This is a genomic window from Pseudomonas sp. PDM17 (assembly GCF_014851985.1).
Lineage (GTDB): Bacteria > Pseudomonadota > Gammaproteobacteria > Pseudomonadales > Pseudomonadaceae > Pseudomonas.
Genome location: NZ_JACVAT010000002.1, coordinates 26,097 through 51,248, shown reverse-complemented (window position 1 = coordinate 51,248; position 25,152 = coordinate 26,097). Strand labels below are relative to the sequence as shown.

Below are 25,152 nucleotides of genomic sequence, written 5' to 3'. Positions count from 1 at the left end.
GATCAGTTACCCCAGAGAATCTGCACACCCCAGACGAAGAATGCGAACATGGCCATGCCGCATACCGCCTGGACGAGGAAACGCACGACGGTCGCGGACTTGCCCAGCGCCATCGGAGTCAGGTAGTCGGTAGTGATGGTCCACATACCAACCCACGCGTGCACGCTCAGGGAAACCAGCGTCAACAGGCTGAAAATCTTCATCAGGCTGTGGGAGAACAGACCATGCCACTCGGTGTAGGTGATACCCGGGTGGGCGATCAGGAAGCCCAGCAGGAAGAGAACATAAGCCGCGAGAACGACCGCGGAGACGCGCTGGACCATCCAGTCATAGAGACCCGAACGCGACAAGTTAGTGACGTTAGTTACCATACCCATACCCCCGCCAGAACGATCAGCACCACTGCGACAGCGATGACGATTTTCGAACCACGCTTACCGCCTTCCAGCGTTTCGCCAATACCTGCGTCCATGACGAGGTGACGAATACCGGCTACCAGGTGGTACAGGAGCGCAGACAGCAGGCCCCAGATCACAAGCTTGACCAACGGATGGGTCAGACACGCCTTCACCTGCTCGAAGCTTTCTTCCGAAGCGAGGGAACGATCCAGTGCGAACAGCAGCACTGCGATGCCCACGAACAGAATGACGCCAGAGATGCGGTGGAGAATCGACGTGTAAGCAGTGATAGGGAGTTGGATGGTCCTTAGGTCTAGGTTTACGGGTCGTTTGCTATTCACGGCTTTTTTCACACTGAGAGCCCTTCTATGAATCAGGGCTAGTTGTCGGGAGGTGCACTTGTCAGGTACCCATCACCTTCGGGAGTGACAACCACCAATCAAGCGAGGCCGGACGGCCCTTGGCGGCTGGTCGCCGAGTATAGACAGTTAGGCTCCTAATGACAACGGAAAGACCTTCACCTAAGGACTAATTGCCGCACCCCCCGAAAAGGCGTAAACAGGCAAATTTTTCCGGCAAAACAGGGGCTTGGAGGAGCCAAACTTCTCCGATTGTGCAAATTGACATTCGGATTTATCTCTCTATAGTGGTGCGGGCCCTGCGTGGGGGGTCGTACAGATGATTTCAAGCATAAATAGGAGGCCATCATGGCTGACAAAAAAGCGCAGTTGATCATCGAGGGCGCTGCCCCCGTCGAACTGCCTGTCCTCTCCGGCACGCTGGGTCCCGATGTTGTCGACGTGCGGGGCCTGACCTCCACGGGTCACTTCACTTTCGACCCCGGCTTCATGTCCACCGCCTCCTGCGAGTCGAAGATCACCTACATCGATGGTGATAAAGGTGTACTGCTGCACCGCGGCTACCCGATCGAGCAACTCGCCGAGAAGTCCGACTACCTGGAAACCTGCTACCTGCTGCTCAACGGCGAACTGCCCACTGCCGAGCAGAAAGAGAAGTTCGTCGGCACCATCAAGAACCACACCATGGTTCATGAACAGCTGAAGACCTTCTTCAACGGTTTCCGCCGTGATGCGCACCCGATGGCCGTGATGTGCGGCGTGATCGGCGCCCTCTCCGCCTTCTATCACGACTCCCTGGACATCAATAATCCGAAGCACCGGGAAGTCTCGGCGCATCGTCTGATCGCAAAGATGCCGACCATTGCTGCCATGGTGTACAAGTACTCCAAGGGCGAGCCGATGATGTACCCGCGCAACGACCTGAACTATGCAGAAAACTTCCTGCATATGATGTTCAACACCCCTTGCGAGACCAAGCCGATCAGCCCCGTGCTGGCCAAGGCCATGGACCGCATCTTCATCCTGCACGCCGATCACGAGCAGAACGCTTCCACCTCCACCGTGCGCCTGGCGGGCTCCTCGGGCGCCAACCCGTTCGCCTGTATCGCCTCGGGCATCGCTGCCCTGTGGGGACCGGCTCACGGCGGTGCCAACGAAGCCGTTCTGCGCATGCTGGACGAGATCGGTGACGTGTCGAACATCGAGAAGTTCGTGGCCAAGGCCAAGGACAAGAACGATCCGTTCAAGCTGATGGGCTTCGGCCACCGCGTGTACAAGAACTTCGACCCGCGCGCCAAGGTCATGAAACAGACCTGCGACGAGGTTCTCCAGGAGCTGGGCATCAACGACCCGCAACTGGAACTGGCCATGAAGCTGGAAGAAATCGCCCGCCACGATCCCTACTTCGTGGAGCGCAACCTCTACCCGAACGTGGACTTCTACTCCGGCATCATCCTGAAGGCCATCGGCATTCCGACCAGCATGTTCACCGTGATCTTCGCCCTGGCACGTACCGTGGGCTGGATCTCGCACTGGCAGGAAATGCTCTCCGGTCCGTACAAGATCGGCCGTCCGCGTCAGCTGTACACCGGCGCCACCCAGCGCGACTTCGTGGACCTCAAGGCCCGCTAAGCGCTTCGGCGTACGAGGAAAGGCCGCCTTCGGGCGGCCTTTTTTATTGCCACGGGCAAGGTTTCGCCTTCCTGCAGGAGCGAGCCCCGCCGACGCGCCACGACAGGAACGAAAAAGCCGCCCGAAGGCGGCTTTTTCATGAAGGGGAACGTCAGCGTCTGTTACTTCTCGGCAGCGCTGCGCAGGCCCTTCAGGGTGTTCATCGGCGCATCGACCACGAAGCTGTTGGCCAGCCAGGACGGGATGCTGCCACCCGGCTCGGTCTGCACCTGGTAGGTCACTTCGGTCACGCCGGCGCCCTTGGGGACCAGCTTCCACTCGCCGATCAACTTCGGCACGCGGATTTCGCCCTTCTCTTCGGGGATATAGGTCGGTTCGGCTTTCAGATGACGGATCAGGCCGCCGTCGGCAGTCTTCTCGGTGGTCACATGGATCACCACGTCGCGGCCGGTCACCGGCCAGGGCATGTCGATCTTCGAGTAGGTCCAGGAATTGTCGCCTTCGGTTTTCAGCAGGCGCATTTCGGCGCAGGCGTGGATCCACTTGCAGGAACCGGCCACGTCTTCCTGCAGGGCGTTGATCTTGGCCACATCGGCCTTGATGTCGACGACGCCACGGTAGGCCTTGTACTTGGAGCCGGCCACAGGGCTGAGGAAGACCTTCACGCCGTCTTCTTCCTTCTCCAGCTTCCAGTCTTCCGCCAGGGCAGTGCCGGCAAAGCCCATCACGGCAGTGGCCAGCAGGGTCATACGCAATACACCACGCATCGTCTTACCTCTCTTTATTCTTGATCTTGTGGGGGCAGCAAACGCCGCCGCCCCGTCGCAATCCGCGGTCTTGAGCGGGTCGGGGCATCAGTATGGACCGCGAAAACGTGACTTCCAAGTCACATCAGGCAGCGGTAATGCGTTCCCACTCGGTGAGGATCTGCAGGGCCTGCTCGTTGCTGCTGCCGCAGGCGTCGGCGTCCGCCTCGAAGGCCGCACAGACCTTTGGACGCCGAGAGTCGCCGAATAGTTTGCACAGATTGCGCTCATCCAGTTGCACGCAGCGCACGCCAGCCGGCTTGCCGTCAGGCATGCCGGGGATGGGCGAGGAAATCGACGGCGCTATGCAGCAGGCGCCACAGCCGATACGGCATTGCATGGATGAACTCTCTACTCGACTTCAAGGATTGGAGCGCAGCAGCCTCTGCTCGCGCAGTGCCGCCACCAGATGCTCGCCCTCGGCGGAGCCAGCACGGTAGAACACCGCCGGCTCGCCAATGGGCGCGGGGACTTCGACAGAACCGCCAGAAGCCACCGCGAAGGTGCTGCCACTCCACAGATGCACCCAGCGGCCCTCGGGCAACGCCACGTTCAGACGCTGCACACCGGGCTCCAGTACCGGGGCCACCAGAAATTGGTCGCCGAGCATATAGCTCGTCGGCGTTTCCGCCAAGCTGGCCGGATCAGCGGGGAACTCCAGCCAGAGCGGGCGCACCAGCGGCCAGCCATGCTGCGCCGCCTCGTCCATCAGGCGCTGACGGTACGGCGCCAGCTCACGAAACACCGTGGCGAAGCGCTGCAACTGCGCCACAGTGGCCGGCGTGCTGTAGGCCTGCACGTTGTCGTCCGGGCGATTGCCCTCGTGGGTGCGCAGCAGGCTGGTGAAGGCGGAGAACTCCATCCAGCGCAGCAGCAGCTCCTCGCTTCGGTGGTAGTTCCTGATCGGGCTGCTGATGGTGGTGTAGCCCCCGGTATCGCTGTGGTTCAGGCTGAATCCGGATACACCGCCCGACAGCAGTCCCAGCAGCGCGCTGTGCAGACCGTCGTCGGCATCCCAGGTCACCAACTGGTCGCCCAGCCACATGCTGGTGGTCAGGCCGGGGCTGTGACTGTAAGCGGAGCGCATGAAGAACAGCAGGTCGCCGGCGCCCTCCTCGTCCACCAGTTGCCGGTTCAGCTTCGCCCACAGCTCCGGATAGCGATTGTGCAGAGCCGCAGCCGGCTCGCCGGATGCCAGCTTCGCCTCGTAAGGCAGCGCTTCGCCGAAGTCCGCCATCCAGCCGGAGAAGCCCGCGCCAAGCATTTCGTCGTGCATCACCCCGCGCAGCCAATCAGCCGCCTGCGGGTTGGTGAGATCAACCAGGCCGGCGCTGAAACTGGTGTTCTGCAACAGCAGCGGCTGCCCTTGTTGATCCAGGGTCAGATAGCCGTGTTCCAGCGCCTCGCGATAGAGGTTGCGGGTCGCCCCGCCCTTCTCCGCCGTATCCACCAGGAAGGGATTCACATAGGCCAGACTGCGAATGCCCTTGGCCCGCAGTTCAGTGTTGAACGCCAACCAGCCCGGATAGCGTTCGCCATCCAGCACCCAGTTCCACCACAGCTGCTTGCCGAAACTGGTGGTGCGCTGGCCGACCCAGTCCTGCACCCAGACGCCGGCCAGCGGCACCTTCGCCTGCTCGAATTGCCGGACGATGCCGCGCACACGCTCGGTGCCGCCCTGCAGCCCGAGGATCGCGCCCTGCTGGGTCCAGGCCGGCAACGGCGGCATGCGCCCGACCACCGAGGTGTGCGCCTCGATCAACGCCTTGGGGCTGCTGCCTTTATAGATGTGCGCCTGGAGCTTGCCAGCATGCACCTCCAGCGCCACGCGCTGCTCGTCGCGCAGGTCGAAGACCTGGTACTCCGACGCCTCGCTGAAGAAGCCATGCAGCCGTGAGGTGAGATAGAAAGGCACCGGCGCGTAGGTGGTCCACCAGTCGCCACCGGCGCGGGCACTGAGGTCCGCGGCCAGGGTGATCGGTTGCAGACCGCGCCCGACGCCCTGCTCCTGCACCAGGATCGGCAGGCGGCGCCCGCTCAGGTCGAAGCGGGTGAACTGCTCGCCGAAACCGTGGAACTGTTCGCCTGCCTCCCGCGCCCACGCCAGGTAAAGACGGTTCAACGCCGGATCATTCAGGCTCACGTCCATCACCACGCCGCGCTCGCCGTCGGCGCGCAACGAGAAGGTATAAGGAGCCTGCCGGCCATCGGCACAACTGAGCGTACCGGCGATCAGCAGCGTGTCCGCTTCAGCGCGCACGGAGTCCAACTGCTGCTGGCGACACAGCAGCTCGCGGTGTTCATGGACGAACATCGCGCCGCGATGCTCTTCGGCGTCCACACGACCGATACCCGCGGCCAGGAATCCGCCACGGGTCTGCCACAGCGTCTGCGCGGGATGTTCGCCCGCGCGCAGGGCGAAGGACGCACCGTCCCACTCCAGGCGATAGTCACCCAGCGACCAGTTCTGCCCGGCAGCCATGGCCGGAGCCACCGTCAGCTGCGCCCAGACCGGCCGCTGCTGCCACCACTGCCAACCTTTCCAGCCGCCGAACGCCAATACCCCCAGCACCAGCAGCGCCGCCGTTCCCCGCAATACGAACCTGATCAATATCCCGCCCCTTGGCTGTCGCGTCGCGCATCCACTAGGCTCAGGCGCAGTCCCCTTCTGGAGCCGCTGCCATGCCGGTCTGGCTGCAAACCGCGTTTCTTCTGTCACTCTCCAACCTGTTCATGACCTTCGCCTGGTACGGCCACCTGAAAACCCTGAGCAGCAAGCCGTGGATCATCGCGGCGCTGGTCAGCTGGGGCATCGCACTGTTCGAATATCTGCTGCAGGTGCCGGCCAACCGCATAGGCTACACGGTGATGTCGGTGGGGCAGCTGAAGATCATGCAGGAGGTCATCACGCTGGCGGTCTTCGTGCCGTTCAGCGTGTACTTCATGCAGCAGCCACTGAAGCTCGACTATCTATGGGCCGGCTTGTGCCTGCTGGGCGCGGTGTACTTTATCTTCCGCGCCTGAGGCGATCAGGAGCGGCGCACGACGATCTCTGCGACCGATGGCGCCACCTGAGGGGGAGAAACGGATCAGGCCTCGGGCGAGTCCTGAAGGCGGGTGATCAGGCTGGAAGTGTCCCAGCGCCCGCCGCCGGCGGCCTGCACCTCGGCGTAGAACTGGTCGACCAGCGCCGTCACCGGCAACTGCGCGCCGTTGCGGCGAGCCTCATCCAGGACGATACCCAGGTCCTTGCGCATCCAGTCCACCGCAAAGCCGAAGTCGAAGCGACCTTCCAGCATGCTCTGGTGGCGATTTTCCAGTTGCCAGGACTGCGCGGCGCCCTTACTGATCACTTCCATCGCCGCCATACCGTCGAGGCCGGCGCTCTGGGCGAAGTGCAGCGCCTCGGACAACCCCTGCAGCAGGCCGCCGACGCAGATCTGGTTGACCATCTTGGTCAACTGGCCGCTGCCCACCGGGCCCATGCGCCGCACCATGCGCGAATAGGTGGCGATCACCGGCTCGGCGCGGGCGTAGAGGTCAGCGTCGCCGCCGACCATCACCGTCAGCGCACCGTTCTCGGCGCCGGCCTGGCCACCGGAAACCGGCGCATCGAGGAAGCCCAGCTCGCGCTCGGCCGCCGCCACCGCCAGCTCGCGGGCCACTTCGGCCGAGGCGGTGGTGTGGTCCACCAGCACGGAGCCGGGCTGCATGCCGGCCAGCGCGCCATCCTCACCCAGCACCACACTGCGCAGGTCGTCATCGTTGCCCACGCAGCACATCACGAAGTCGGCCCACTGCGCGGCCTCGCGCGGGGTCTGCGCCGAGCTGCCGCCGAACTGCTTGACCCACTGGGCGGCGCGGCTCGCGGTGCGGTTGTAGACGCACACCTCGTGCCCTTCGCGCGCCAGATGCCCGGCCATGGGGTAACCCATCACGCCCAGGCCGATGAAAGCCACTTTCGCCATCGCAGTCCCCTTGTCCGATCAAGTCGCTCAGCCTAGCACAGCGGTTTGCCGGTCCCGCAAACGCCTTCCATACTCGATTCGAACCCAACCACGAGCACCGACTATGCCCCACTGGCTGGTGATCGACCTGGAAGCCACCACCGAGGAAGGCGGCTGGCCGGTCGAGGAAATGGAGATCATCGAGATCGGCGCGAGCCTGGTTGCCGAGGCCGACGGCCGCGAGCTGGACCATTTCCAGCGTTTCGTCCGCCCGCAGCGACGCCCGCTGCTGACGACCTTCTGTCGCGAACTCACCCACATCACCCAGGCCAACGTCGATGCCGCCGCCCCGCTGCGCGAGGTCTGGCCGCAGTTCGAGCGCTGGCTCGCCCAGCACAGCCCGCGCCTGGCCGGCTGGACCAGTTGGGGCGACTACGACCGCCACCAGCTGGAACTGGAATGGCGCCGCCAGCACCTGGACAGCCACCTGTCCCGCGTCCCTCACGTCAACCTCAAGCAGCGCTTCGCCCAGGCCCGTCAGCTCAAGCGCCAGGTCGGCCTGAACGCCGCGCTGCACCTGGCCGGCCTGCATTTCCAGGGTCAGCCGCACCGTGCCCTGGAAGACGCCCGCAATACCGCCCGCCTGCTGCCGCTGACCCTGCCCGTCGCCGGCTGAAACCGCCGATCCATCGTCGATTCAGCGCCGACCTTGCACTGACCGCACGGTCGCCTGCGCCGCTCTAGTGACGGGGCCTGCGGCCTTGGGCATACTGGCGGGCCCTTTTTCACCCCTCTAGCAGGAGAAGCCCATGTTCAAGGTCAACGAGTACTTCGACGGCACCGTCAAATCCATCGCCTTCGACATGACCGCAGGCCCCGCCACCATTGGCGTGATGGCTCCCGGCGAATACGAATTCGGCACCAGCCAGCTGGAGGTGATGCACGTCGTCGCCGGCGCGCTGACCGTCAAGCTGCCGGGCAGCGACAGCTGGGAAACCTTCGAAGGCGGCAGCAACTTCACCGTGCCGGCCAACAGCAAGTTCCAGCTGAAAGTCGCCCAGGACACCGCCTACCTCTGCGAATACCGCTGAGTTCGGCGCGTCGTGAGAAACCGGCCCTGGTGGCCGGTTTTTTGTTGTCTGCGCTTTGGCAATGCTCCTACGAAAAGCAGTTGTGCAGACCGCCTTCAATATCCGCCCGCAACCCCGCATCCTTCTCGGCAATGAACACCAGCCGCGAGCCCTGCGCCGCCTCGATCGCAGTGGCCGGGCGGAGCTGATAGCGCCCGCCGACATATTGCAGCCACACCGTATCGCCCTGTCCCGCCAGGCGAATCAGCCCCTTGAGGCGCAACAGACCGCGTGGCAGTGCCTCCAGCCATTGTTTCAACCGCGCGCCGTCGAAGGCCGTATCGCCCTGCCAGCTCCAGCTGTCGAACAGGTCGCCATGGTCGATGCCTTCCTGCCCATGGGGCCGCAGCTTGCGCGACGGCTCACCTAGCAGCAGCTCATCGGGAATCTGCGCCTGGATAGTTTCCAGCACCCGCGCGCCCCGGCCGAAGCGCTCGCGCTGGCTGGCGCGCTCGTCGGCGTCCAGCAGGTCGCATTTATTCAGCAGCAGCAGGTCGGCGGCGGCGGCCTGCATGCGTTCCAGTCGCGCATACTCACCTTCCAGCGGTTCCCGGCGGGCAGCATCGACCACGGTGAGCACCGCATCCAGATGCAGGCGCCTGCGCAGTTTCGGGTAACCCAGCGTCTGCACGATGCGCTGCGGGTCGGACACCCCGCTGCACTCGATCACCACCTGTTCCAGCGGCGGGTGCATGGTCGCCAGGCGCTCCAGCTGCGCCAGCAGGTCGTCCTGCACGCTGCAGCAGATGCAGCCGTTCTCCAGGCTGTACACGGCCTCGGTCTGCTCGGCGATCATGCCGGCGTCGATGTTCAGCTCGCCGAAATCATTGACGATCACCGCCAGGCGCCGGCCTTCGCAGCGTTCCAGCAGGTTGCGCAGCAGCGTGGTCTTGCCCGCGCCGAGAAAGCCGGCAACCACCGTCACCGGGATGCTCGCGGCGTTCATGCGTTGACGCCTTCGATGCGCGGCGGCTCGCCCTGCCACACCGCCGCCAGGGCCGTATCGCTGAACTGGCCGAGACGGTCGTACACCGGGCGGCCTTCGACGAAGGTCAGTTGCACCTCGGTGCGGTGGATGAAGTTGCGCGCCGGCTGCTCGAACAGGTTGCGGTCGAGCACGATGAAGTCTGCCGACTTGCCCGCTTCCAGGCTGCCGGTGAGCTTCTCCAGGCCCATGGCATAGGCACCATTGAGGGTCGCCACGCGGATCGCCTGCTCCAGGCTGATCGGCTCGCCGAAGCAGGCCGGGTCGTCGTTCCACGGGTTTTGCCGGGTGACCAGGGTTTCCAGCGCCAGCCAGGGGTCGATGGACGCCACCGGCCAGTCGGTGCCGAACACTGCGATGCCGCCGGCGGCCAGCACGCCCTTGAAGTCGTAGATGCGCTTCAGCCGATCCGTGCCGTAGCCCGAACGCGCGCCGCTGGCGAAGGGCGTTGGGTACCAGGCTGCCGGGGAGAACTCGGCGATCACTTCCAGCTCGCGGAAGCGCTTGAGGTTGCTCGGATGCAGGATGGTGCTGTGCGCACACTGGTGGCGCACGCCGCTGAAGCCATTGCGCCGGCGCGCCTCGGCCACTGCGTCGAGGAACACGTCGGACGCCGCATCGCCAGTACAGTGGGCGATGACGCGAATGCCGCGGCTATCCATGTCCACCACCATATCGGTGATGTGCTCGGGCGTCAGGTTGAGCTTGCCGCGCCAGGCGTCTTCGCCCGGCCAGGGTGTAATAAGGAAGGAGGAGCGCGGCTCGACGGTACCGTCGAAGTGGAACTTCACAGCGTTCGCCGACAACCGTGCGCTGCGATAGTAGTGACGCTCGCCGCTGAGCAGCTCCCAGCGGCGACGCACCGGGAAGATGTCGTCCTGCCAGCTGATCGCCGCTTCCACACGCAGGGTCAGTTGGCCGGCATCGTCGAGGTACTTGAGGGCGTCCAGGCGGTTCTCGCAGACGTGCAGGTACTTGGCCGCCGTGACGCCGCGCGAGCTCTGGAAGTGCACACCCTCGCGGTAGGACTGGCGCAGTACCTTGGCCGGGGTCGGCGGCATGGCGGCGTGGATCAGCGCATAGGCGCCGTCGATCATCAGGCCGTTGGGCTCGCCGGTCAGCTCGTCGCGCTCCAGGTAGCCGTTGCGCGGGTCGGCGGTGCTGGCGTCGATGCCGGCCAGTTCCAGCGCGCGGGAATTGACCATCATGGTGCCCCACATGCGGTCGAGCAGCGCCACGGGGCGATCCGGCAGGATGCTGTCGAGCCACTCGCGGCCCGGCTTCAGCCCGGCTTCGCGGAAGGTGTAGCGCACCCAGTACTGGCCGTAGACCCAACCGTCACCGGGGTGGCTGGCGGCGTAATCGAGGATGGCTTTTGCAAGCTGCTCCGGGGTCGGGTCCTCGATGCCGACGTCGAGGTCGTCGGCGTAGCGCGGGTTCAGCGCCAGGTCCGGGTGGGTGTGCATGTCGTGCAGGCCGGGCATGCAGAACGCGCCTTCGAGGTCGCGCACCAGGGTATCCGGGCCGATCAGGTGCTCCATATCCTCCCGGCAGCCCACCGCCAGCAGCCGGCCATCGCGGATGGCCATGGCCTCGGCCCAGGGCTGGGCGGGGTCGAGCGTATAGACGCGGCCGTTGTGCAGCAGCAGTTCGGCGAAGCGGTCGGTGGGGGAATTGGAGGAGCGGAAGCGGTCCGGAGCGGTCATGGGAAGCCCTTGTTGTTCTTGTCCGTGGAGGCAGTATAGGGCTCGGCTTTCGATCACCGACTAGCATAAGATGACAACTCACTAGCACCAGACAACAGCTTGAGCCTACCTGATGCCCACCGCGTCCTTCGACATCGATTACGCCGCCCGGCAGCTGTTCCGCCACTTCCTCGACGAGTGGCGCGCACGCCCCTCCCTGCCGGCGCTGGCCCCCCTGCTGGGTGGCCTCGGCCTGCCCAGCAACAGCGAAGCGGCGGCTGCCGAGATGAACTTCGCCCGCTATTACCGGCTGCTGCAGCAGGCCGCCGGGCTGCTTGGCCCGAGTGACTTCTTCCTGCGCCTGGGCCAGCGCTACAACCTCTATGACCTGGGGGTGATCGGCTACGCGTTGATCAGCGCGGCCAACCTGCGGCGCTCCTGGGACATTTCCCTAGGCCAGCCGTCGAGCCTGATGCCACACCCGATCCACACCCACCGCGAGGAAGTCGGCGAGCACATCCGCCTGACGCTGCAGCTACCGCCCTTCAGCGAGGTGGAGCGCATCGCCCTCTGCGAGGAGTGGCTGAGCAGCACCTGGCGCTGGCTGTGCCAGCGCCTGCCGGACCTGGAGGCCTGCGCCGGCATGCAACTGCACCTGCCCTACCCGCCGCCGGCCCACGCGGCCCTGTACGGCGAACTCTTCCCCGGCCCCTGCCAGTTCAATGCCGGGCAGGCCGAACTGTGGATGCCGAAGGCCTTCCATGACCAGCCCTTCTCCACCGCCAACCCGTCGGTGAGCAGGCTGTGCCAGGCGCAGGGTGCGGCGACTTTGGCCAGCTTCGAGCGCGGCTCCGCGCTGCCGGACGATGTGCGCTACTACCTGCTGCAAAACGCGCGTATCCCGCTGCCGGACCTGGAGCAGACCGCCGCCTGGCTGCGTCTGCCGCCGCATACGTTGCAACGCCGGCTGCGCGAGCACGGGCTGACCTTCAAGGGAATAGTGCTGGAGGTGCGGATGGCGCTGGCCCAGCGTTATCTGCTGGCCAGCCGGATGGCGCTGCAGGAAATTGCCTTCCTGCTCGGCTATGAGCACGTCACCAGCTTTCACCGGGCCTTCCAGCGGTTCACCGGGACGACGCCGGAGCGGTTCCGCGCCGACGCCGGGAAGGACTCCCTGTAGGAGCGGGCCATGCCCGCGATCGCGCCCATGGGGCGCTCCTACAGGGAAATGCCGGCGTCAGCCTTCCTTCTCGCAATTGATCATCCACGGCACCCCGAAGCGATCTTCCACGGCGCCGAACAGCTCCGCCCAGAAGGTCTGTTCCAGCGGCATGGTGACCTTACCGCCCTTGCCGAGAGCTTCGAAGAGGCGCCGCGCCTCGGCCTTGGTATCGACGTTGAGGGTGATCGATACGCCCTTCACGCCCTCGTACTGGCCGCATTGCGGCGAGGCGTCCGAGCCCATCAGTACGTGGCCGTCCACCTCCAGGCGAACGTGAATAACACGGTTCTTCAGTGCCTCGGGCATGTCTTCGCAGCCCGGCGCGTCGGAGAAGCGCATCAGTGCCGGCAATTCGGCGCGCAATACTTCGGCGTAGTAACGGAAGGCTTCTTCACAGTTGCCGTCGAAGACCAGGTAGGCATTCATCAACATGGCGGTGTGCTCCAGGCTCAGGATTTACTGGCGATTTCGGCGCGCAGGCGTTCTTCCTGTTCGCGCAGTTCCGGGGTGAATTCGGCGCCGAAGTCCTCGGCCTCGAAAATCTGCCGGATCTCGATCTCGGACTCGCCGTCGAAGGGATTGGGCGAGCGTCTGACCCAGTCGATGCACTCCTGCAGCGACGCGGTCTGCATGATCCAGAAGCCGGCGATCAGCTCCTTGGTCTCGGCGAACGGACCGTCGATCACCTGCCGCGACGCGCCATCGAAGCGCACCCGCGCCCCCTTCACGCTGGGGTGCAGGCCTTCACCGGCCAGCATCACGCCGGCCTTCACCAGTTCCTCGTTGTAGGCCCCCATGGCGGCGAGCAGCTCTTCCTTGGGCATCACACCGGCTTCGGAGTCGGCGGTGGCTTTGACGATCACCATGAAACGCATGGTCTTTCTCCTCTTGTTGTCATTTTCAGCGTGGCGGCCGGTTGCTTCCGGTTCCTGACGAGTAGTCGAAGGGCGTGAAGGCAGATCGACAGGCCGCGCGAATTTTTTTCGTGCGGGGCGACGGGGGCTCTGAGCATAGGCCGGCGATCGCCATGGCGCTGCGAGCGGGCCGTGGATTCACGGCCGGCCATCAGGGCCGGGAGCGAGTTCAAGCTTCGCGCGGACCTGCCGCCCTGCCGGCACTGACAGACGAATGGCTGACTGGACAGCCTCCGCCGCGCTCCCTAGATTCAGTCCTTTTCGCACGACACGGAGCATCGCCCCATGAGCCTGGAATCGGTTCGCGCCTTCTTCGCCGAAAAGGCCCCCGACATCGCCATCATCGAGCTGGAAACCAGCACCGCCACCGTCGCCCTGGCCGCCGAGGCCCACGGCGTCGAGCCGGGCCGCATTGCCAAGACGCTGTCCCTGCGCGTCGGCGAGCGCACCGTGCTGGTGGTGGCCCGCGGCGATGCGCGGCTGGACAACCGCAAGCTCAAGGAAGCCTTCGGCGGCAAGGCCAAGATGCTTGGCGCCGAGGATGTGGTGGCGCTGACCGGGCATCCGGTGGGCGGCGTCTGCCCGTTCGGCCTGGCGACACCCTTGCCGGTGTATTGCGATGTGTCGCTGCAGGCGTTCGACGAAGTGCTGCCGGCGGCCGGCGCGGTACACAGTGCCGTGAGGATCGAGCCGCAGCGCATGGCGCAGCTGGTGGCGGCGGATTGGATCGATGTTTGTCAGGAATTGGCCTGATCGTCGCGCCCCAATGGAATCGCCGGCCCTGCCGGCGGATCGCGGGCAGGGCCCGCTCCTGCACCCTGTTCCTGAAGTGTTGCTCCAGCAACACACGCCCAACACTTTGCTGTTCACCCAGCGCCGCAACTGTTGGGAATAACCAACAAAACATTGATTTAAAAGGACTTTATTTTACGGCACAGCTTGTGCAGTGACTCAGTCAGACAGACCCGAACGCCGGGTCGATTCATCTGCCGAGGTCGCTGTACTGCCATGCCACAACTCCCCGAATCCGCCCATTACGACATCCGCGAGCCCAACGCGCAGCGGATCGGCTCCGATGCGCAAGCCATCGAAGTCGCCCATAAGGTCGCCGCGTTCCTGCTCGAAGGTGCCGCCGAGCGCGACCGCAACCGCGTCGTCCCGCCCGAGGTCGTCGAGGTCTACTCCAACAGCGGCCTTTGGGGCATCACCGTGCCCCGCGAGTTCGGTGGCGCCGAGGTGTCCTACGCGACCCTCGCCGAAGTCATCGCCATCGTCTCCGCCGCCGATCCGTCGCTGGGTCAGATTCCGCAGAACCACTACTGCCTGCTGGAAGACATCCGCCTGCAGGGTAGCGACGAGCAGAAGCGCTTCTTCTTCGACCTCGCGCTCAAGGGCAACCGCTTCGCCAACGCGCTGTCGGAAACCGGCGGCAAGAACGTCCAGGACATCCAGACCCGCCTGCGCCACGACGGCGACAGCGTGCTGATCGAAGGCCGCAAGGGCTACTGCACCGGCTCGCTCTACGCCCATTGGATCGGCGTGCTCGGCCTCGACGAGCAGAACAACGCCCAACTCGCCTTCGTCCCGCGCGGCACGCCGGGGCTGGTGATCGTCGACGACTGGGCCAGCATCGGCCAGCGCACCACCTCCAGCGGCACCGTGCTGGTGGAAGGCCTGCGCGTTCCGGCGTTCAACGTCTTCCCCACTCACCGCTCGTACGACGTGCCGACCCTGGCCGGCCCGTTCGCGCAGATCACCACCGCCGCCATCGACGCCGGTATCGCCCGCGCCGCGCTGCGCGACACCATCGCCTTCGTCCGCGAGCAGGCGCGCCCGTGGATCGACGCCGGCGTGGAAAAGGCCAGCGAAGACCCGCTGACCATCATCCAGGTCGGCGAACTGGGCATCCGCATCGAAGCCGCCGACGCCCTGCTGGAACGTGCCGGAAAGGTGATGGACGTCGCCCGCCCGGCGCCGGACGAAGACAGCGTGGCCCGCGCCTCGGTCGCCGTGGCCAAGGCCAAGGTGCTGACGACCGAGGTCGCCATCGAGGCCTCGAACAAGCTGTTCGAACTCGGCGGGACCCGCTCCACCCTCGCCCGCCACGGCTTCGACCGCCACTGGCGCAACGCCCGCGTGCACACCCTGCACGACCCGGTTCGCTGGAAGTACCACCTGGTCGGCAACTGGCTGCTCAACGACAAGCGCCCGCCGCGCCACGACTGGAACTGAGGACGCGCGATGAGCAAGCAGATCCGCCTCAACGCCTTCGCCATGAACTGCGTCGGCCACCTGTCACCCGGCCTCTGGCGCCACCCGCGCGACCAGCAGGCCGCGCGCTACACCGACATCCACTACTGGATCGAGCTGGCGAAAACCCTCGAACGGGGCAAGATCGACGGCCTGTTCCTCGCCGACGTGCTGGGCGTCTATGACGTCTACCACGGCAACGCCGACGCGGCACTGCGCGCCGGCGCGCAGGTGCCGGCCAACGATCCGCTGCAGATCGTCCCGGCCATGGCCGCGGCCACCGAGCACCTGGGTTTCGGCATCACCGCCTCGGTGTCCTTCGAGCACCCGTTCCCCTTCGCCCGGCGTATCTCCACGCTGGACCACCTGACCCGTGGCCGCGCCGGCTGGAACATCGTCACCTCTTACTTGAACAGCGGCGCGCGCAACCTGGGGCTGAAGCAACAGCTCAACCACCAGCAGCGCTACGCCCTGGCCGAGGAGTACCTGGAAGTCTGCTACAAGCTCTGGGAAGCCAGCTGGGACGACGACGCAGTGGTGGCCGACCGCGCAAGCGGCGTCTACGCCGACCCGCGCAAGGTGTACCCCATCGAGCACAAGGGCGAGCACTTCGAAGTACCCGGCTTCCACCTGAGCCAGCCGTCGCCGCAGCGCACTCCGGTGCTCTATCAGGCGGGCGCATCGAGCCGGGGCAAGGCGTTCGCCGCCGGCAATGCCGAGTGCGTGTTCGTTGCTGCGCCGACCAAGCGCATCCTCCGCGACCAGGTGGCTGACCTGCGCCGCCTCGCCGTCGAAGCCGGCCGCGAACCGAACGACGTGCTGGTGCTGAACCAGCTCACCGTGATCGTCGCACCGACCGACGTGGAGGCCCTGGCCAAGCTGGAAGACTACCGCCACTACAGCGACCGCGAGGGCGCCCTGGCGCTGGTCTCCGGCTGGACCGGCATCGACTTCGGCCAGTACGCACCAGACCAGGTGTTGCGCCATGTACAGAGCGACGCGATCCAGTCCGCAGTGGATGCCTTCAGCGCCGCCGACCCGGAGCGCCAGTGGACCGCCGCCGAGATCGCCGACTACTGCGCCCTGGGTGGCGATGGCCCGCTGCTGGTGGGTTCGCCGCAGACCGTGGCGGATCAGTTGCAGGCCTGGGTCGAGGAAACCGACGTCGACGGTTTCAACCTCTCCAGCCTGGTGGCGCCGGAAACCTTCGTCGACATCGTCGACCTGCTGGTGCCCGAGCTGCAGGCGCGTGGGCTGTTCAAGCGCGAGTACGAACAAGGCACCCTGCGCCACAAGCTGTTCGGCCAGGGCGACCGCCTGCGCACGCCGCACCGTGCGGCGAAACTCAGACGAGGTAGCGCCTGATGGACGGCTGGTTCCGCAACCTCGACTGGCACGATCTCACCCAGGCCTGCCTGGATACTCTCGCCATGCTCGGCGGCGCGCTGGCCTTCACCGTCCTGCTGGGCCTGCCGCTGGGTGTGCTGCTGTACCTCACCGGCAAGCGCCAGCTGCATGCCAGGCCCGGCCTGTACCGCGCGCTCTCGGTGGTGGTGAACATGCTGCGCTCGCTGCCATTCATCATCCTGCTGATCGTGCTGATCCCGGTCACCACGCTGATCACCGGCACCTCGCTGGGCGTCGCCGGCGCGATTCCGCCGCTGGTGGTGGGTTGCACGCCGTTCTTCGCGCGGCTGGTGGAAACCGCCCTGCGCGAAGTCGACCGCGGCCTGGTGGAAGCCACCCAGGCGATGGGCGCCAGCACCTGGCAGATCATCTGGCACACCCTGTTGCCGGAAGCGCGCACCGGGCTGATCGCCGCCGTGACCGTCACCGCCATCGTGCTGGTGGACTACACCGCGATGTCCGGCGTGATCGGCGGCGGCGGCCTCGGCGACCTGGCCATCCGCTTCGGTTACCAGCGCTTCCAGACCGACGTGATGATCATCACCGTCTCCCTGCTGATCCTGCTGGTGCAGGCCCTGCAGATGAGCGGCGACCGTCTCGTCGTGCGCTACACCCGGCGCTGAATTCCCCGCCCACTCCCCGCCCGGGAGCGGCACCTGTGATCCACCCGCCGGCAGCCGGGCCCCGCTGCCATCAAGGCCCACGTCCACACCACGACGGCCCACCCACTACTGCCAAGGAGCAACACCCATGAAAAAGGCCATCGCCATTCTGGCGGCCGTCGTCGCCTTCTCCGCCCAAGCGGGGGAGAAGCTAGTGGTCGGCGCCACCCCGGTGCCCCACGCCGAGATCCTCGAGTTCGTCAAACCGGAGCTGGCCAAGGAAGGCGTCGACCTCGATATCAAGGTCTTCACCGACTTCATCCAGCCCAACCTGCAGCTCGCGCAGAAGAACCTCGACGCCAACTACTACCAGTACCGTCCCTTTCTCGATGACTTCAACAAGACCCGCCACACCGACCTGGTGCCGGTGGTAGGTATCCACATCGAGCCCTTCGGTGCCTACTCCACCAGGTACAAGTCCCTTGCCGAGCTGCCCGACGGCGCCAGCGTGGCCATCCCCAATGACCCGGTGAACACCGGCCGCGCGCTGGTGCTGCTGGCCGAGAGCGGCCTGATCAAGCTCAAGGACCCCAGCAACCCGCAGTCCACCGAGCGCGACATCACCGACAACCCCAAACACCTGAAGATCCGTGAGCTGGAAGGCGCCCTGCTAGCCCGTGCGGTGAAGCAGGTGGACCTGGCGTTCATCTTCGCCAACTACGCACTGGAAGCCGGCATCGACACCAAGAGCGCGCTGATCGTGGAGAAAGGCAAGGACCTCTACGCCGAGTTCCTCGTCGCCCGCCCGGACAACATCCAGGACCCGGGCATCCAGAAGCTGGCCAAGGTGCTGAATTCGCCGGAAGTCCGCCAGTTCATTCTCACCCGCTACAAGGGCGAGATTGCTCCCGCCTTCTGATGGGGGTTCGGGCGCGGGGGCGAATCACCCTCTCCCCCCGCCCTCTCCCGCAAGCGGGAGAGGGCGCTATCCGAGTCGCCTGCGAACACTGCTCTCACCGGTAACTTCAAGCGCGCGCCGCCATGAACGGCTGATGTCGCGCTGGCAACGCGCTCCGAACAGCCCCCCTCTCCCTTCAGGGAGAGGGTTGGGGAGAGGGAACCTCCCGCACTGCAACAACCACAGGAAACCGCATGACCAACGAATCCGCACCCAAGGACCTTCGTGACCAGGCGCCCCGGCAACTCCCGGCGCGCCGCATCGACAACGACGCCCAGGCCATCGACGCCGCCCACGAAGTGGCCCGCCTGGCGAAACCCGGCGCTGCCGCCCGCGATCGCGAGCGCGCACTGCCCTGGCGCGAGCTGGAGCACTTCACCGCCCTGGGCCTGGGCGGCATCAGCATTCCCCGCGAGTACGGCGGCGCGCAGGTCTCCTACGCCACCCTGGCCGAAGTCTTCCGCGTGATCTGCGCCGCCGACCCGGCGCTGGGGCAGATTCCGCAGAACCAGTTCGGCCTGCTCAACGTGATCGACAACGTCGCCAGCGACGTGCAGAAGCGCGTGCTGTTCGGCGGCGTACTCAACGGCCGGCGCATCGGCAATGCCGGCCCCGAACGCAACACCCGCAACACCCTCGAACTCAAGGCGCGGCTGCTGCGCGACGGCGAGCACTTCCGCGTCAGCGGCGAGAAGTTCTACTCCACCGGCGCGCTGTTCGCCCACTGGGTCGCGGTGAAGGCCATCGACGAGGAAGGCCGCGCAGTGATGGGCTTCGTCGAGCGTGGCGTGGAAGGCCTGCGCATCGTCGACGACTGGTCCGGCTTCGGCCAGCGCACCACTGCCAGTGGCACCGTGCTGCTGGACAATGCCCCCGTTGCCGGTTCGCTGGTGATCCATAACGGCCGCCTCGCTGACGTGCCGAACATCCAGGGCGCCGTCTCGCAACTGATTCAGGCCGCCATCGATGCCGGCATCGCGGCGAACGCCCTGGAAGACGCCATCGACTTCATCCGCACGCGCACCCGCCCCTTCATCGATGCCAACGTCGAGCAGGCCAGCGAAGAGCCCTTCACCATCGCCGAGATCGGCCGCCTGAAGGTTGAACTGCACGCCGCCGAGGCGCTGCTGGAGCGCGCCGGCCATGTGCTCGACGAAGTCAGCGCGCGCCCCATCGACGACGAGTCCGCTGCCCGTGCCTCCATCGCCGTGGCCGAGGCCAAGGTGCTGACCACCGAGGTCAGCCTGGCCGCGAGCGAAAAGCTCTTCGAGCTGGCCGGCAGCCGCGCCACCCTTGCCGAATTCAACCTCGACCGTCACTGGCGCAACGCCCGCGTGCACACCCTGCACGACCCGGTGCGCTGGAAGGTCCAGGCGGTCGGCGCCTACCACCTCAACGGCGCCCGCCCCGCGCGTCATTCCTGGATCTGAGGAACGCCGATGAACAGCCTCGTACAATCTCCCGCACAGATCGCACCCATCCACATCATCCGCAGCGACGACGAAGCCCTCGACGTCGCCCGCACCCTGGCCGCCGACTTTCGCGAGGGCGCCATCGTCCGTGACCGCGAGCGGCGCTTGCCCATCGACGAACTGGAGCGTTTCAGCCGCTCCGGCCTGTGGGGTATCACCGTGCCGCGCGAGCATGGCGGCGCCGGGGTTTCCCGCGTCACGGTGGCCCGTGTGATCGCGATCATCTCCGCCGCCGACGGCTCGCTGGGGCAGATTCCGCAGAACCATTTCTACGCCGTCGAGCTGCTGCGGGTGAACGGCAGCGAAGAGCAGAAAGCCCGCCTGTTCGCCGAAGTGCTGGCCGGCGTGCGCTTCGGCAACGCGCTGGCGGAAATCGGCACGCGCACCGCCCACGAGCGCATCACCCGCCTCAAGCGCGAAGGTGGCCAGCTGCGCATCCATGGCCGCAAGTTCTACTGCACCGGTGCGCTCTACGCGCAGCGCATTCCGACCCTGGTGATCGATGACGACGGCGTCCAGCAGTTCGCCTTCATCGCGCGCGACAGCCAGGGCGTGGAGGTGATAGATGACTGGTCCGGCTTCGGCCAGCGCACCACCGGCAGCGGCAGCGTGGTGTTCGATGGCGCGCCGGTGGGCGAGGACGACATCGTGCCGTTCCAGAGCGCCTTCGAGCGTCCGACCACGGTCGGCCCGTTCGCGCAGATTCTGCATGCCGCCATCGATGTCGGCATCGCCCGTGGCGCCTACGAAGACGCGCTGGTGTTCCTGCGCGAAAAGGCGCGGCCGTGGATCGACGCGGGCGTGGACAAGGCCAGCGACGACCTACTGGCGATCAATGAAGTCGGCCGCCTGGCGATCCGCCTGCACGCCGCCGAAGCGTTGCTGGATCGCTCCGGCCGCGTGCTCGATGCCGCCACTGTCGAGCCCAGCGCCGAGAGCGTCGCCGCCGCCTCCATCGCCGTGGCCGAGGCGCGGGCGATCACCACCGAAGTCTCGCTGCTGGCCGGCTCCAAGCTGATCGAACTGGGCGGCAGCCGCGCCAGCCTCGCCGAGCTGGGCCTGGACCGCCACTGGCGCAACGCCCGCGTGCACACCCTGCACGACCCGGCGCGCTGGAAGTACTTCGCGGTGGGCAACTACTACCTCAACGACCAGCTGCCGCCGCGCCGGGGGACCCTATGAGCCAGAAGCAGATCCTCCTCAACGCCTTCAGCATGAATTGCGTCGGCCACATCAACCACGGCCTGTGGACCCACCCCCGCGACCGTTCCAGCGACTTCAACAAGCTCCGCCACTGGACCGACCTCGCCCGCCTGCTGGAGAAGGGCCTGTTCGACGGCCTGTTCCTGGCCGACATCCTCGGCGTCTACGACGTCTACCAGAACGGCATCGAGCTCACCGCGAAAGAGGCCATCCAGCTGCCGGTGAACGACCCGCTGATGCTGGTCTCGGCCATGGCCGGCGCGACCGAGCACCTGGGCTTCGGCGTCACCGCCAACCTCACTTACGAGGCGCCCTACCCGTTCGCCCGGCGGCTCTCCACGCTGGATCACCTGAGCGACGGACGGGTCGGCTGGAACATCGTCACCGGCTACCTGGAAAGCACCGCTCACGCCATGGGCCAGGAACGGCAGATCGACCACGACCGCCGCTACGACCGCGCCGACGAATACCTGGAGGTGCTCTACAAGCTCTGGGAAGGCAGCTGGGAAGACGACGCGGTGATTGCCGACCGCCAGCGCCGCATCTACGCGCAGCCGGGCAAGGTGCACAAGGTCCGCCACCACGGCGAGTTCTTCGACGTCGAGGGTTACCACCTCAGCCAGCCGTCGCCGCAGCGCACGCCGCTGCTGTTCCAGGCCGGTGCGTCGAATCGCGGGCTGGCCTTCGCCGCGCGCCACGCCGAGTGCGTGTTCGTCTCGGCGCAGACTCGCGAGGCCACCCGCGTGCTGGTGGACCGCATCCGTCAGGCGGCGGTCGAGGCCGGCCGCCGGGCGGACGACATCAAGGTGTTCATGGGCATCAACGTCATCGTCGCGCCGACCGAGGCCGAGGCCCGCGACAAGCTCGCCGAGTACCGTCGCTTCGCCAGCGCAGAGGCGGGTCTTGCGCACTTCGCCAGCACCACCGGCATCGACTTCTCGCGCTACGCGCTGGACGAGCCGATCCGCTATGAGAAGACCAACGCCATCGAGTCCGCCACCAAAGCGCTGACCGTCGCCCGCACCGATGCCACCGTGCGCCAGCTGCTGGAACAACTCGCCCTCGGCGGCCGCTACACGACGCTGGTGGGCAACCCGCTGCAGGTGGCCGATGAGCTGCTGGGCTGGATCAACGAGGCCGGCCTCGACGGCTTCAACCTCACCCGCACCGTGGAGCCGGAAAGCTACGCCGACTTCATCGACCTCGTGGTGCCCGAACTGCAGAACCGCGGCGCCTACAAGAGCGCCTACGCGGACGGCACTCTGCGGGAAAAACTCTTCGGCGCCAACCGCGCCCGACTGCCCGCGCGGCACGTCGGCGCAAGCTTCCGCCAGGCAACCGCCACTGGAGCGACTCCGGCCCTCACTGTTTAAAAATCAAAAAGGATTCGTTGCCATGCATGCACGCTTCAAACTGGCCCTCGGGCTCTCCTTCAGCCTCCTCGCCGCCGGCCTCGCCCAGGCCGCCGATAGCCTGCGCCTGGGCACCACCGCCGCCTTCGCCCCGCCGTTGGAAGTGGCGGTGAAAGAAGCCGCCGAGCAGGGCCTGAAGGTCGAGCTGGTGGAGTTCACCGACTGGAACGCACCGAACATCACCCTCGACCACGGCGACATCGACGCCAACTACTTCCAGCACACGCCCTTCCTGGAAAACGCCAACCGCGAGGGCGGCCTGCACCTGAAGGCGTTCGCGCCAGGAATCATCAACAACGTCGGCCTGTACTCGACCCGATACAAGGCCATCGCCGACCTGCCGGAGGGCGCCAAGGTCGCCATCGCCAACGACCCGATCAATGGCGGCCGCGGCCTGCAGCTGCTGCAGAAGGCCGGGTTGCTCAAGCTCAAGGACGGCGTCGGCTACAAGGCAACGCTGGACGACATCGTGGCCAACCCGAAGCACATCCAGATCATCGAACTGGAAGCCGTGCAACTGGTGCGCGCCCTGGACGACGTCGACCTCGCCCAGGGCTACCCGCACTACATCCGCCTGGCCGGGACCATCGATCCGAGCAGCGCGCTGCTGTTCGATGGCATCGAGAACCGCGAGTACGTCATCCAGTTCGTGACCCGCGATGACTACAAGGACCCGGACGGCAAGCTGAGGAAGTTCGTCGATCTCTACCAGCACTCGCCGCAGGTCCGCGCCGCACTGGACAAGGCCCACGGCTCGCTCTACCAGCCGGGCTGGCAGTAAACGCGCCAGCATCACCGCTGGCGCGCTATTTCGTAGGGCGCATAACGCGTCAGCGTTATCCGCCGCGCAGGCGCCGGCGGATAACCTGTTCCAGGTTATGCGCCCTACGTTCCGGCCGCGCCGAAATCTCCGGCAAGAACCGCAATTGCCGAACACACCGAACCAGTCCCCTCTTCCTTCAGGGAGAGGGTTAGGGAGAGGGCAAGGCGCCCGCTCCGAACTACCGAACAGGCCCCCACCATGGTCAGCTTCAACCGCAATCTCGAACTCGCCACCCAGCACATCGCCCTGCGCGGGCTGGGCAAGACCTACGCCGGCCACCACGGCCCGGTGGAAGCACTGAGCGACATCGAACTCTCCGTCCGCCGTGGCGAAGTGTTCGGCATCATCGGCCGCAGCGGCGCCGGCAAAAGCTCGCTGATCCGCACCCTCAACCGCCTGGAGCAACCCAGCATCGGCCAGGTGCTGATCGACGGCGAGGACATCGGCGCTTTCGACTCCCAGCAACTGGTCGGCCTGCGCCGCCGCGTTGGCATGATCTTCCAGCACTTCAACCTGATGTCGGCCAAGACCGTCGCGCAGAACATCGCCCTGCCCCTGCGCGTGGCCGGCGTGCCCAAGGCGCGCATCGCCGAGCGGGTGGACGAACTGCTGCAACTCGTGGGGCTGGAAGACAAGCGCCACGCCTACCCGGCGCAGCTCTCCGGCGGGCAGAAGCAGCGCGTCGGCATCGCCCGCGCACTGGTGCACCAGCCGGAAATACTGCTCTGCGACGAGGCCACCTCGGCGCTCGACCCGGAGAGCACCCAGGCCATCCTCGCGCTGCTGCGCGACATCAACCGCCGCCTGGGCCTGACCATCGTGCTGATTACCCACGAGATGGCGGTGATCCGCGAAATCTGCGACCGCGTGGTGGTGCTCGAACGCGGGCGCATCGTCGAGCAGGGCGAGGTCTGGGAAGTCTTCGGCAACCCGCAGCACGAGGTCAGCCGCACCCTGCTCGGCTCGCTGCAACAGCACCTGCCGCCGGACCTGCTGGCACGGCTGGAGCACCCCTCGGACCACGAAGTCATCCTCGACCTGCACTACACCGGCGTGCGCGAACAGGAGCCGGACCTGCTGGCCATCGCCCAGGCCCTGGGCAGCCGCATCAGCCTGCTGCACGGCGGCATCGAGCGCATCCAGGGTCGCGCCCTTGGCCGCCTTCTGCTGAGCGTCGCCGCACCCGCCGCCAGTGCCCCGCAACTGCTCGAACGTGCCCGCGATGTCGCCGACAGGCTAGAGGTGCTCACCCATGCCTGATCGCCTGCTGCAAGGCCTGCTCGACACCCTGCTGATGATCGGCGCGTCCTCGGCCATCGTCCTGCTGGTGGGCATCCCACTGGCCCTGGTGCTGGTCACCACCGGCCCCGGCGGGATCTTCCAGGCGCGCCTGGTCAACCAGGGCCTGGGCAGCGTGGTCAACGTGCTGCGCTCGATCCCGTTCCTGATTCTGATGGTCGCGCTGATCCCCTTCACCCGACTGATCGTCGGCACCAGCTATGGCGTGTGGGCAGCGGTGGTGCCACTGACCATTGCCGCCACACCGTTCTTCGCGCGCATTGCCGAGGTCAGCCTGCGTGAGGTCGACCACGGCCTGATCGAAGCGGCCCAGGCCATGGGCTGCCAGCCCCGACACATCATCTGGAACGTGCTGCTGCCCGAGGCGCGGCCGGGCATCGTCGCCGGCTTCACCATCACCCTGGTAACCATGATCAACTCCTCGGCCATGGCCGGTGCCATCGGTGCCGGCGGCCTCGGCGACCTCGCCTACCGATACGGCTACCAGCGCTTCGACACCCAGGTGATGCTCACCGTGATCATCCTGCTGGTCGCCCTGGTGACCCTGATCCAGTTCGGCGGAGATCGCCTCGCGCGCTGGCTCAACAAGCGGGTGTGACGTTCGTCGGCTGAGCTCGGCGCAGCCCTGCCCCCACTCGGGTTGCGTCT

At 66.1% G+C, this 25,152-nt stretch carries 26 protein-coding genes; 16 read left to right on the top strand and 10 right to left on the bottom strand.

From position 1 onward, the window contains the following. Nucleotides 1–2: 2 nt before the first annotated feature. Both sdhD and sdhC read right to left on the bottom strand, forming a co-directional pair. Nucleotides 3–371 carry a succinate dehydrogenase, hydrophobic membrane anchor protein gene (gene sdhD / locus IB256_RS06115; RefSeq protein ID WP_081517058.1) on the bottom strand — a complete coding sequence of 123 codons (369 nt, stop codon included), beginning with the start codon at nucleotides 369–371 and terminating at the stop codon, nucleotides 3–5. Continuing rightward, nucleotides 365–751: a succinate dehydrogenase, cytochrome b556 subunit gene (gene sdhC, locus IB256_RS06110; protein ID WP_167523168.1), complete on the bottom strand. Its 387-nt coding sequence runs from the start codon at nucleotides 749–751 to the stop codon at nucleotides 365–367. The genes sdhD and sdhC overlap by 7 nt, the downstream gene beginning before the upstream one ends. Before the next feature lie 354 nt (nucleotides 752–1,105). Between sdhC and gltA the strand changes: the two genes are divergently transcribed. Further along, nucleotides 1,106–2,389 carry a citrate synthase gene (gene gltA / locus IB256_RS06105; protein ID WP_045208034.1) on the top strand — a complete coding sequence of 428 codons (1,284 nt, stop codon included), beginning with the start codon at nucleotides 1,106–1,108 and terminating at the stop codon, nucleotides 2,387–2,389. A 161-nt stretch (nucleotides 2,390–2,550) separates the two neighbouring features. On the opposite strand, the gene IB256_RS06100 is transcribed toward gltA, so the two are convergent. The 3 genes from IB256_RS06100 to IB256_RS06090 form a co-directional block, all read right to left on the bottom strand. Further along, nucleotides 2,551–3,156: an START domain-containing protein gene (locus tag IB256_RS06100; RefSeq protein WP_138216627.1), complete on the bottom strand. Its 606-nt coding sequence runs from the start codon at nucleotides 3,154–3,156 to the stop codon at nucleotides 2,551–2,553. Between the two features lie 124 nt (nucleotides 3,157–3,280). Further along, entirely contained in the window at nucleotides 3,281–3,535 is a 255-nt protein-coding gene (locus IB256_RS06095; RefSeq protein WP_138216628.1) for a YkgJ family cysteine cluster protein, read from the bottom strand. Nucleotides 3,536–3,556: 21 nt separating this feature from the next. Then, nucleotides 3,557–5,806 (bottom strand): alpha-glucosidase, encoded by a 2,250-nt coding sequence (locus IB256_RS06090; protein ID WP_192401679.1) that lies wholly within the window; start codon nucleotides 5,804–5,806, stop codon nucleotides 3,557–3,559. A gap of 71 nt (nucleotides 5,807–5,877) precedes the next feature. On the opposite strand from IB256_RS06090, the gene IB256_RS06085 reads away from it, so the two are divergent. Then, complete coding sequence (locus IB256_RS06085; RefSeq protein ID WP_045208042.1) at nucleotides 5,878–6,219, top strand: DMT family protein; 342 nt, start codon at nucleotides 5,878–5,880, stop codon at nucleotides 6,217–6,219. 65 nt (nucleotides 6,220–6,284) lie between these two features. Here the strand turns inward: IB256_RS06085 and IB256_RS06080 are convergent, their stop codons facing one another. Next, nucleotides 6,285–7,163, bottom strand: coding sequence for an NAD(P)-dependent oxidoreductase (locus IB256_RS06080; protein ID WP_081516696.1), 879 nt, complete (start codon nucleotides 7,161–7,163; stop codon nucleotides 6,285–6,287). 103 nt (nucleotides 7,164–7,266) lie between these two features. Between IB256_RS06080 and IB256_RS06075 the strand changes: the two genes are divergently transcribed. Both IB256_RS06075 and IB256_RS06070 read left to right on the top strand, forming a co-directional pair. Then, complete coding sequence (locus tag IB256_RS06075; RefSeq protein WP_045208048.1) at nucleotides 7,267–7,818, top strand: exonuclease domain-containing protein; 552 nt, start codon at nucleotides 7,267–7,269, stop codon at nucleotides 7,816–7,818. Nucleotides 7,819–7,951: 133 nt separating this feature from the next. Then, nucleotides 7,952–8,233, top strand: coding sequence for a pyrimidine/purine nucleoside phosphorylase (locus IB256_RS06070; protein WP_024765480.1), 282 nt, complete (start codon nucleotides 7,952–7,954; stop codon nucleotides 8,231–8,233). A gap of 67 nt (nucleotides 8,234–8,300) precedes the next feature. On the opposite strand, the gene IB256_RS06065 is transcribed toward IB256_RS06070, so the two are convergent. Next, nucleotides 8,301–9,218 carry a CobW family GTP-binding protein gene (locus IB256_RS06065; RefSeq protein WP_192401677.1) on the bottom strand — a complete coding sequence of 306 codons (918 nt, stop codon included), beginning with the start codon at nucleotides 9,216–9,218 and terminating at the stop codon, nucleotides 8,301–8,303. Next, nucleotides 9,215–10,963 (bottom strand): amidohydrolase, encoded by a 1,749-nt coding sequence (locus tag IB256_RS06060; protein ID WP_192295128.1) that lies wholly within the window; start codon nucleotides 10,961–10,963, stop codon nucleotides 9,215–9,217. Before IB256_RS06060 ends, IB256_RS06065 begins: the two co-directional genes overlap by 4 nt. Before the next feature lie 112 nt (nucleotides 10,964–11,075). Between IB256_RS06060 and IB256_RS06055 the strand changes: the two genes are divergently transcribed. Beyond that, nucleotides 11,076–12,122 (top strand): helix-turn-helix transcriptional regulator, encoded by a 1,047-nt coding sequence (locus IB256_RS06055; protein WP_192295127.1) that lies wholly within the window; start codon nucleotides 11,076–11,078, stop codon nucleotides 12,120–12,122. A 57-nt stretch (nucleotides 12,123–12,179) separates the two neighbouring features. Here IB256_RS06055 and IB256_RS06050 read toward each other — a convergent pair whose 3' ends face one another. Beyond that, nucleotides 12,180–12,596 carry a VOC family protein gene (locus IB256_RS06050; RefSeq protein WP_192295126.1) on the bottom strand — a complete coding sequence of 139 codons (417 nt, stop codon included), beginning with the start codon at nucleotides 12,594–12,596 and terminating at the stop codon, nucleotides 12,180–12,182. 17 nt (nucleotides 12,597–12,613) lie between these two features. Then, on the bottom strand, nucleotides 12,614–13,039 hold the full coding sequence (locus IB256_RS06045) for a YciI family protein (protein WP_045208059.1): 426 nt from the start codon (nucleotides 13,037–13,039) through the stop codon (nucleotides 12,614–12,616). A 324-nt stretch (nucleotides 13,040–13,363) separates the two neighbouring features. Here IB256_RS06045 and IB256_RS06040 point away from each other — a divergent pair, with 324 nt between their 5' ends. From IB256_RS06040 to IB256_RS05990, 11 genes are all read left to right on the top strand, one after another. Further along, a complete protein-coding gene (locus IB256_RS06040; protein WP_045208063.1) occupies nucleotides 13,364–13,831 on the top strand; it encodes a YbaK/EbsC family protein in 468 nt (155 codons plus the stop codon). Nucleotides 13,832–14,086: 255 nt separating this feature from the next. Next, nucleotides 14,087–15,310: an SfnB family sulfur acquisition oxidoreductase gene (locus IB256_RS06035; protein ID WP_192295125.1), complete on the top strand. Its 1,224-nt coding sequence runs from the start codon at nucleotides 14,087–14,089 to the stop codon at nucleotides 15,308–15,310. A gap of 9 nt (nucleotides 15,311–15,319) precedes the next feature. After that, nucleotides 15,320–16,693: an LLM class flavin-dependent oxidoreductase gene (locus IB256_RS06030; RefSeq protein ID WP_192295124.1), complete on the top strand. Its 1,374-nt coding sequence runs from the start codon at nucleotides 15,320–15,322 to the stop codon at nucleotides 16,691–16,693. Beyond that, on the top strand, nucleotides 16,693–17,358 hold the full coding sequence (locus IB256_RS06025) for a methionine ABC transporter permease (RefSeq protein ID WP_192295123.1): 666 nt from the start codon (nucleotides 16,693–16,695) through the stop codon (nucleotides 17,356–17,358). The genes IB256_RS06030 and IB256_RS06025 overlap by 1 nt, the downstream gene beginning before the upstream one ends. Before the next feature lie 127 nt (nucleotides 17,359–17,485). Continuing rightward, complete coding sequence (locus IB256_RS06020; protein WP_192295122.1) at nucleotides 17,486–18,256, top strand: MetQ/NlpA family ABC transporter substrate-binding protein; 771 nt, start codon at nucleotides 17,486–17,488, stop codon at nucleotides 18,254–18,256. 233 nt (nucleotides 18,257–18,489) lie between these two features. Further along, nucleotides 18,490–19,725, top strand: a complete 1,236-nt coding sequence (locus tag IB256_RS06015) for an SfnB family sulfur acquisition oxidoreductase (RefSeq protein ID WP_192401675.1) — start codon at nucleotides 18,490–18,492, stop codon at nucleotides 19,723–19,725. A 9-nt stretch (nucleotides 19,726–19,734) separates the two neighbouring features. Further along, nucleotides 19,735–20,949 carry an SfnB family sulfur acquisition oxidoreductase gene (locus IB256_RS06010; RefSeq protein WP_192401673.1) on the top strand — a complete coding sequence of 405 codons (1,215 nt, stop codon included), beginning with the start codon at nucleotides 19,735–19,737 and terminating at the stop codon, nucleotides 20,947–20,949. Next, nucleotides 20,946–22,343 carry an LLM class flavin-dependent oxidoreductase gene (locus IB256_RS06005; RefSeq protein WP_192401670.1) on the top strand — a complete coding sequence of 466 codons (1,398 nt, stop codon included), beginning with the start codon at nucleotides 20,946–20,948 and terminating at the stop codon, nucleotides 22,341–22,343. Before IB256_RS06010 ends, IB256_RS06005 begins: the two co-directional genes overlap by 4 nt. 22 nt (nucleotides 22,344–22,365) lie before the next feature. Then, nucleotides 22,366–23,163 carry a MetQ/NlpA family ABC transporter substrate-binding protein gene (locus IB256_RS06000; protein WP_192401668.1) on the top strand — a complete coding sequence of 266 codons (798 nt, stop codon included), beginning with the start codon at nucleotides 22,366–22,368 and terminating at the stop codon, nucleotides 23,161–23,163. Between the two features lie 240 nt (nucleotides 23,164–23,403). Then, on the top strand, nucleotides 23,404–24,465 hold the full coding sequence (locus tag IB256_RS05995) for a methionine ABC transporter ATP-binding protein (RefSeq protein ID WP_192401666.1): 1,062 nt from the start codon (nucleotides 23,404–23,406) through the stop codon (nucleotides 24,463–24,465). Next, nucleotides 24,458–25,102: a methionine ABC transporter permease gene (locus tag IB256_RS05990; protein WP_151186659.1), complete on the top strand. Its 645-nt coding sequence runs from the start codon at nucleotides 24,458–24,460 to the stop codon at nucleotides 25,100–25,102. Before IB256_RS05995 ends, IB256_RS05990 begins: the two co-directional genes overlap by 8 nt. Nucleotides 25,103–25,152: the final 50 nt, after the last annotated feature.

Coding starts and splice junctions, on each gene's coding strand:
- IB256_RS06005 (WP_192401670.1), top strand. CDS start 20,946: ATGAGCCAGAAGCAGATCCTCCTCAACGCCTTCAGCATGAATTGCGTC.
- IB256_RS06030 (WP_192295124.1), top strand. CDS start 15,320: ATGAGCAAGCAGATCCGCCTCAACGCCTTCGCCATGAACTGCGTCGGC.
- IB256_RS06050 (WP_192295126.1), bottom strand. CDS start 12,596: ATGTTGATGAATGCCTACCTGGTCTTCGACGGCAACTGTGAAGAAGCC.
- IB256_RS06085 (WP_045208042.1), top strand. CDS start 5,878: ATGCCGGTCTGGCTGCAAACCGCGTTTCTTCTGTCACTCTCCAACCTG.
- IB256_RS06010 (WP_192401673.1), top strand. CDS start 19,735: ATGAACAGCCTCGTACAATCTCCCGCACAGATCGCACCCATCCACATC.
- gltA (WP_045208034.1), top strand. CDS start 1,106: ATGGCTGACAAAAAAGCGCAGTTGATCATCGAGGGCGCTGCCCCCGTC.
- IB256_RS05990 (WP_151186659.1), top strand. CDS start 24,458: ATGCCTGATCGCCTGCTGCAAGGCCTGCTCGACACCCTGCTGATGATC.
- IB256_RS06095 (WP_138216628.1), bottom strand. CDS start 3,535: ATGCAATGCCGTATCGGCTGTGGCGCCTGCTGCATAGCGCCGTCGATT.
- IB256_RS06070 (WP_024765480.1), top strand. CDS start 7,952: ATGTTCAAGGTCAACGAGTACTTCGACGGCACCGTCAAATCCATCGCC.
- sdhD (WP_081517058.1), bottom strand. CDS start 371: ATGGTAACTAACGTCACTAACTTGTCGCGTTCGGGTCTCTATGACTGG.
- IB256_RS06015 (WP_192401675.1), top strand. CDS start 18,490: ATGACCAACGAATCCGCACCCAAGGACCTTCGTGACCAGGCGCCCCGG.
- IB256_RS06020 (WP_192295122.1), top strand. CDS start 17,486: ATGAAAAAGGCCATCGCCATTCTGGCGGCCGTCGTCGCCTTCTCCGCC.
- IB256_RS06045 (WP_045208059.1), bottom strand. CDS start 13,039: ATGCGTTTCATGGTGATCGTCAAAGCCACCGCCGACTCCGAAGCCGGT.
- IB256_RS06060 (WP_192295128.1), bottom strand. CDS start 10,963: ATGACCGCTCCGGACCGCTTCCGCTCCTCCAATTCCCCCACCGACCGC.
- IB256_RS06100 (WP_138216627.1), bottom strand. CDS start 3,156: ATGCGTGGTGTATTGCGTATGACCCTGCTGGCCACTGCCGTGATGGGC.
- IB256_RS06075 (WP_045208048.1), top strand. CDS start 7,267: ATGCCCCACTGGCTGGTGATCGACCTGGAAGCCACCACCGAGGAAGGC.
- IB256_RS06025 (WP_192295123.1), top strand. CDS start 16,693: ATGGACGGCTGGTTCCGCAACCTCGACTGGCACGATCTCACCCAGGCC.
- IB256_RS06065 (WP_192401677.1), bottom strand. CDS start 9,218: ATGAACGCCGCGAGCATCCCGGTGACGGTGGTTGCCGGCTTTCTCGGC.
- IB256_RS05995 (WP_192401666.1), top strand. CDS start 23,404: ATGGTCAGCTTCAACCGCAATCTCGAACTCGCCACCCAGCACATCGCC.
- IB256_RS06035 (WP_192295125.1), top strand. CDS start 14,087: ATGCCACAACTCCCCGAATCCGCCCATTACGACATCCGCGAGCCCAAC.
- IB256_RS06055 (WP_192295127.1), top strand. CDS start 11,076: ATGCCCACCGCGTCCTTCGACATCGATTACGCCGCCCGGCAGCTGTTC.
- IB256_RS06040 (WP_045208063.1), top strand. CDS start 13,364: ATGAGCCTGGAATCGGTTCGCGCCTTCTTCGCCGAAAAGGCCCCCGAC.
- IB256_RS06080 (WP_081516696.1), bottom strand. CDS start 7,163: ATGGCGAAAGTGGCTTTCATCGGCCTGGGCGTGATGGGTTACCCCATG.
- IB256_RS06000 (WP_192401668.1), top strand. CDS start 22,366: ATGCATGCACGCTTCAAACTGGCCCTCGGGCTCTCCTTCAGCCTCCTC.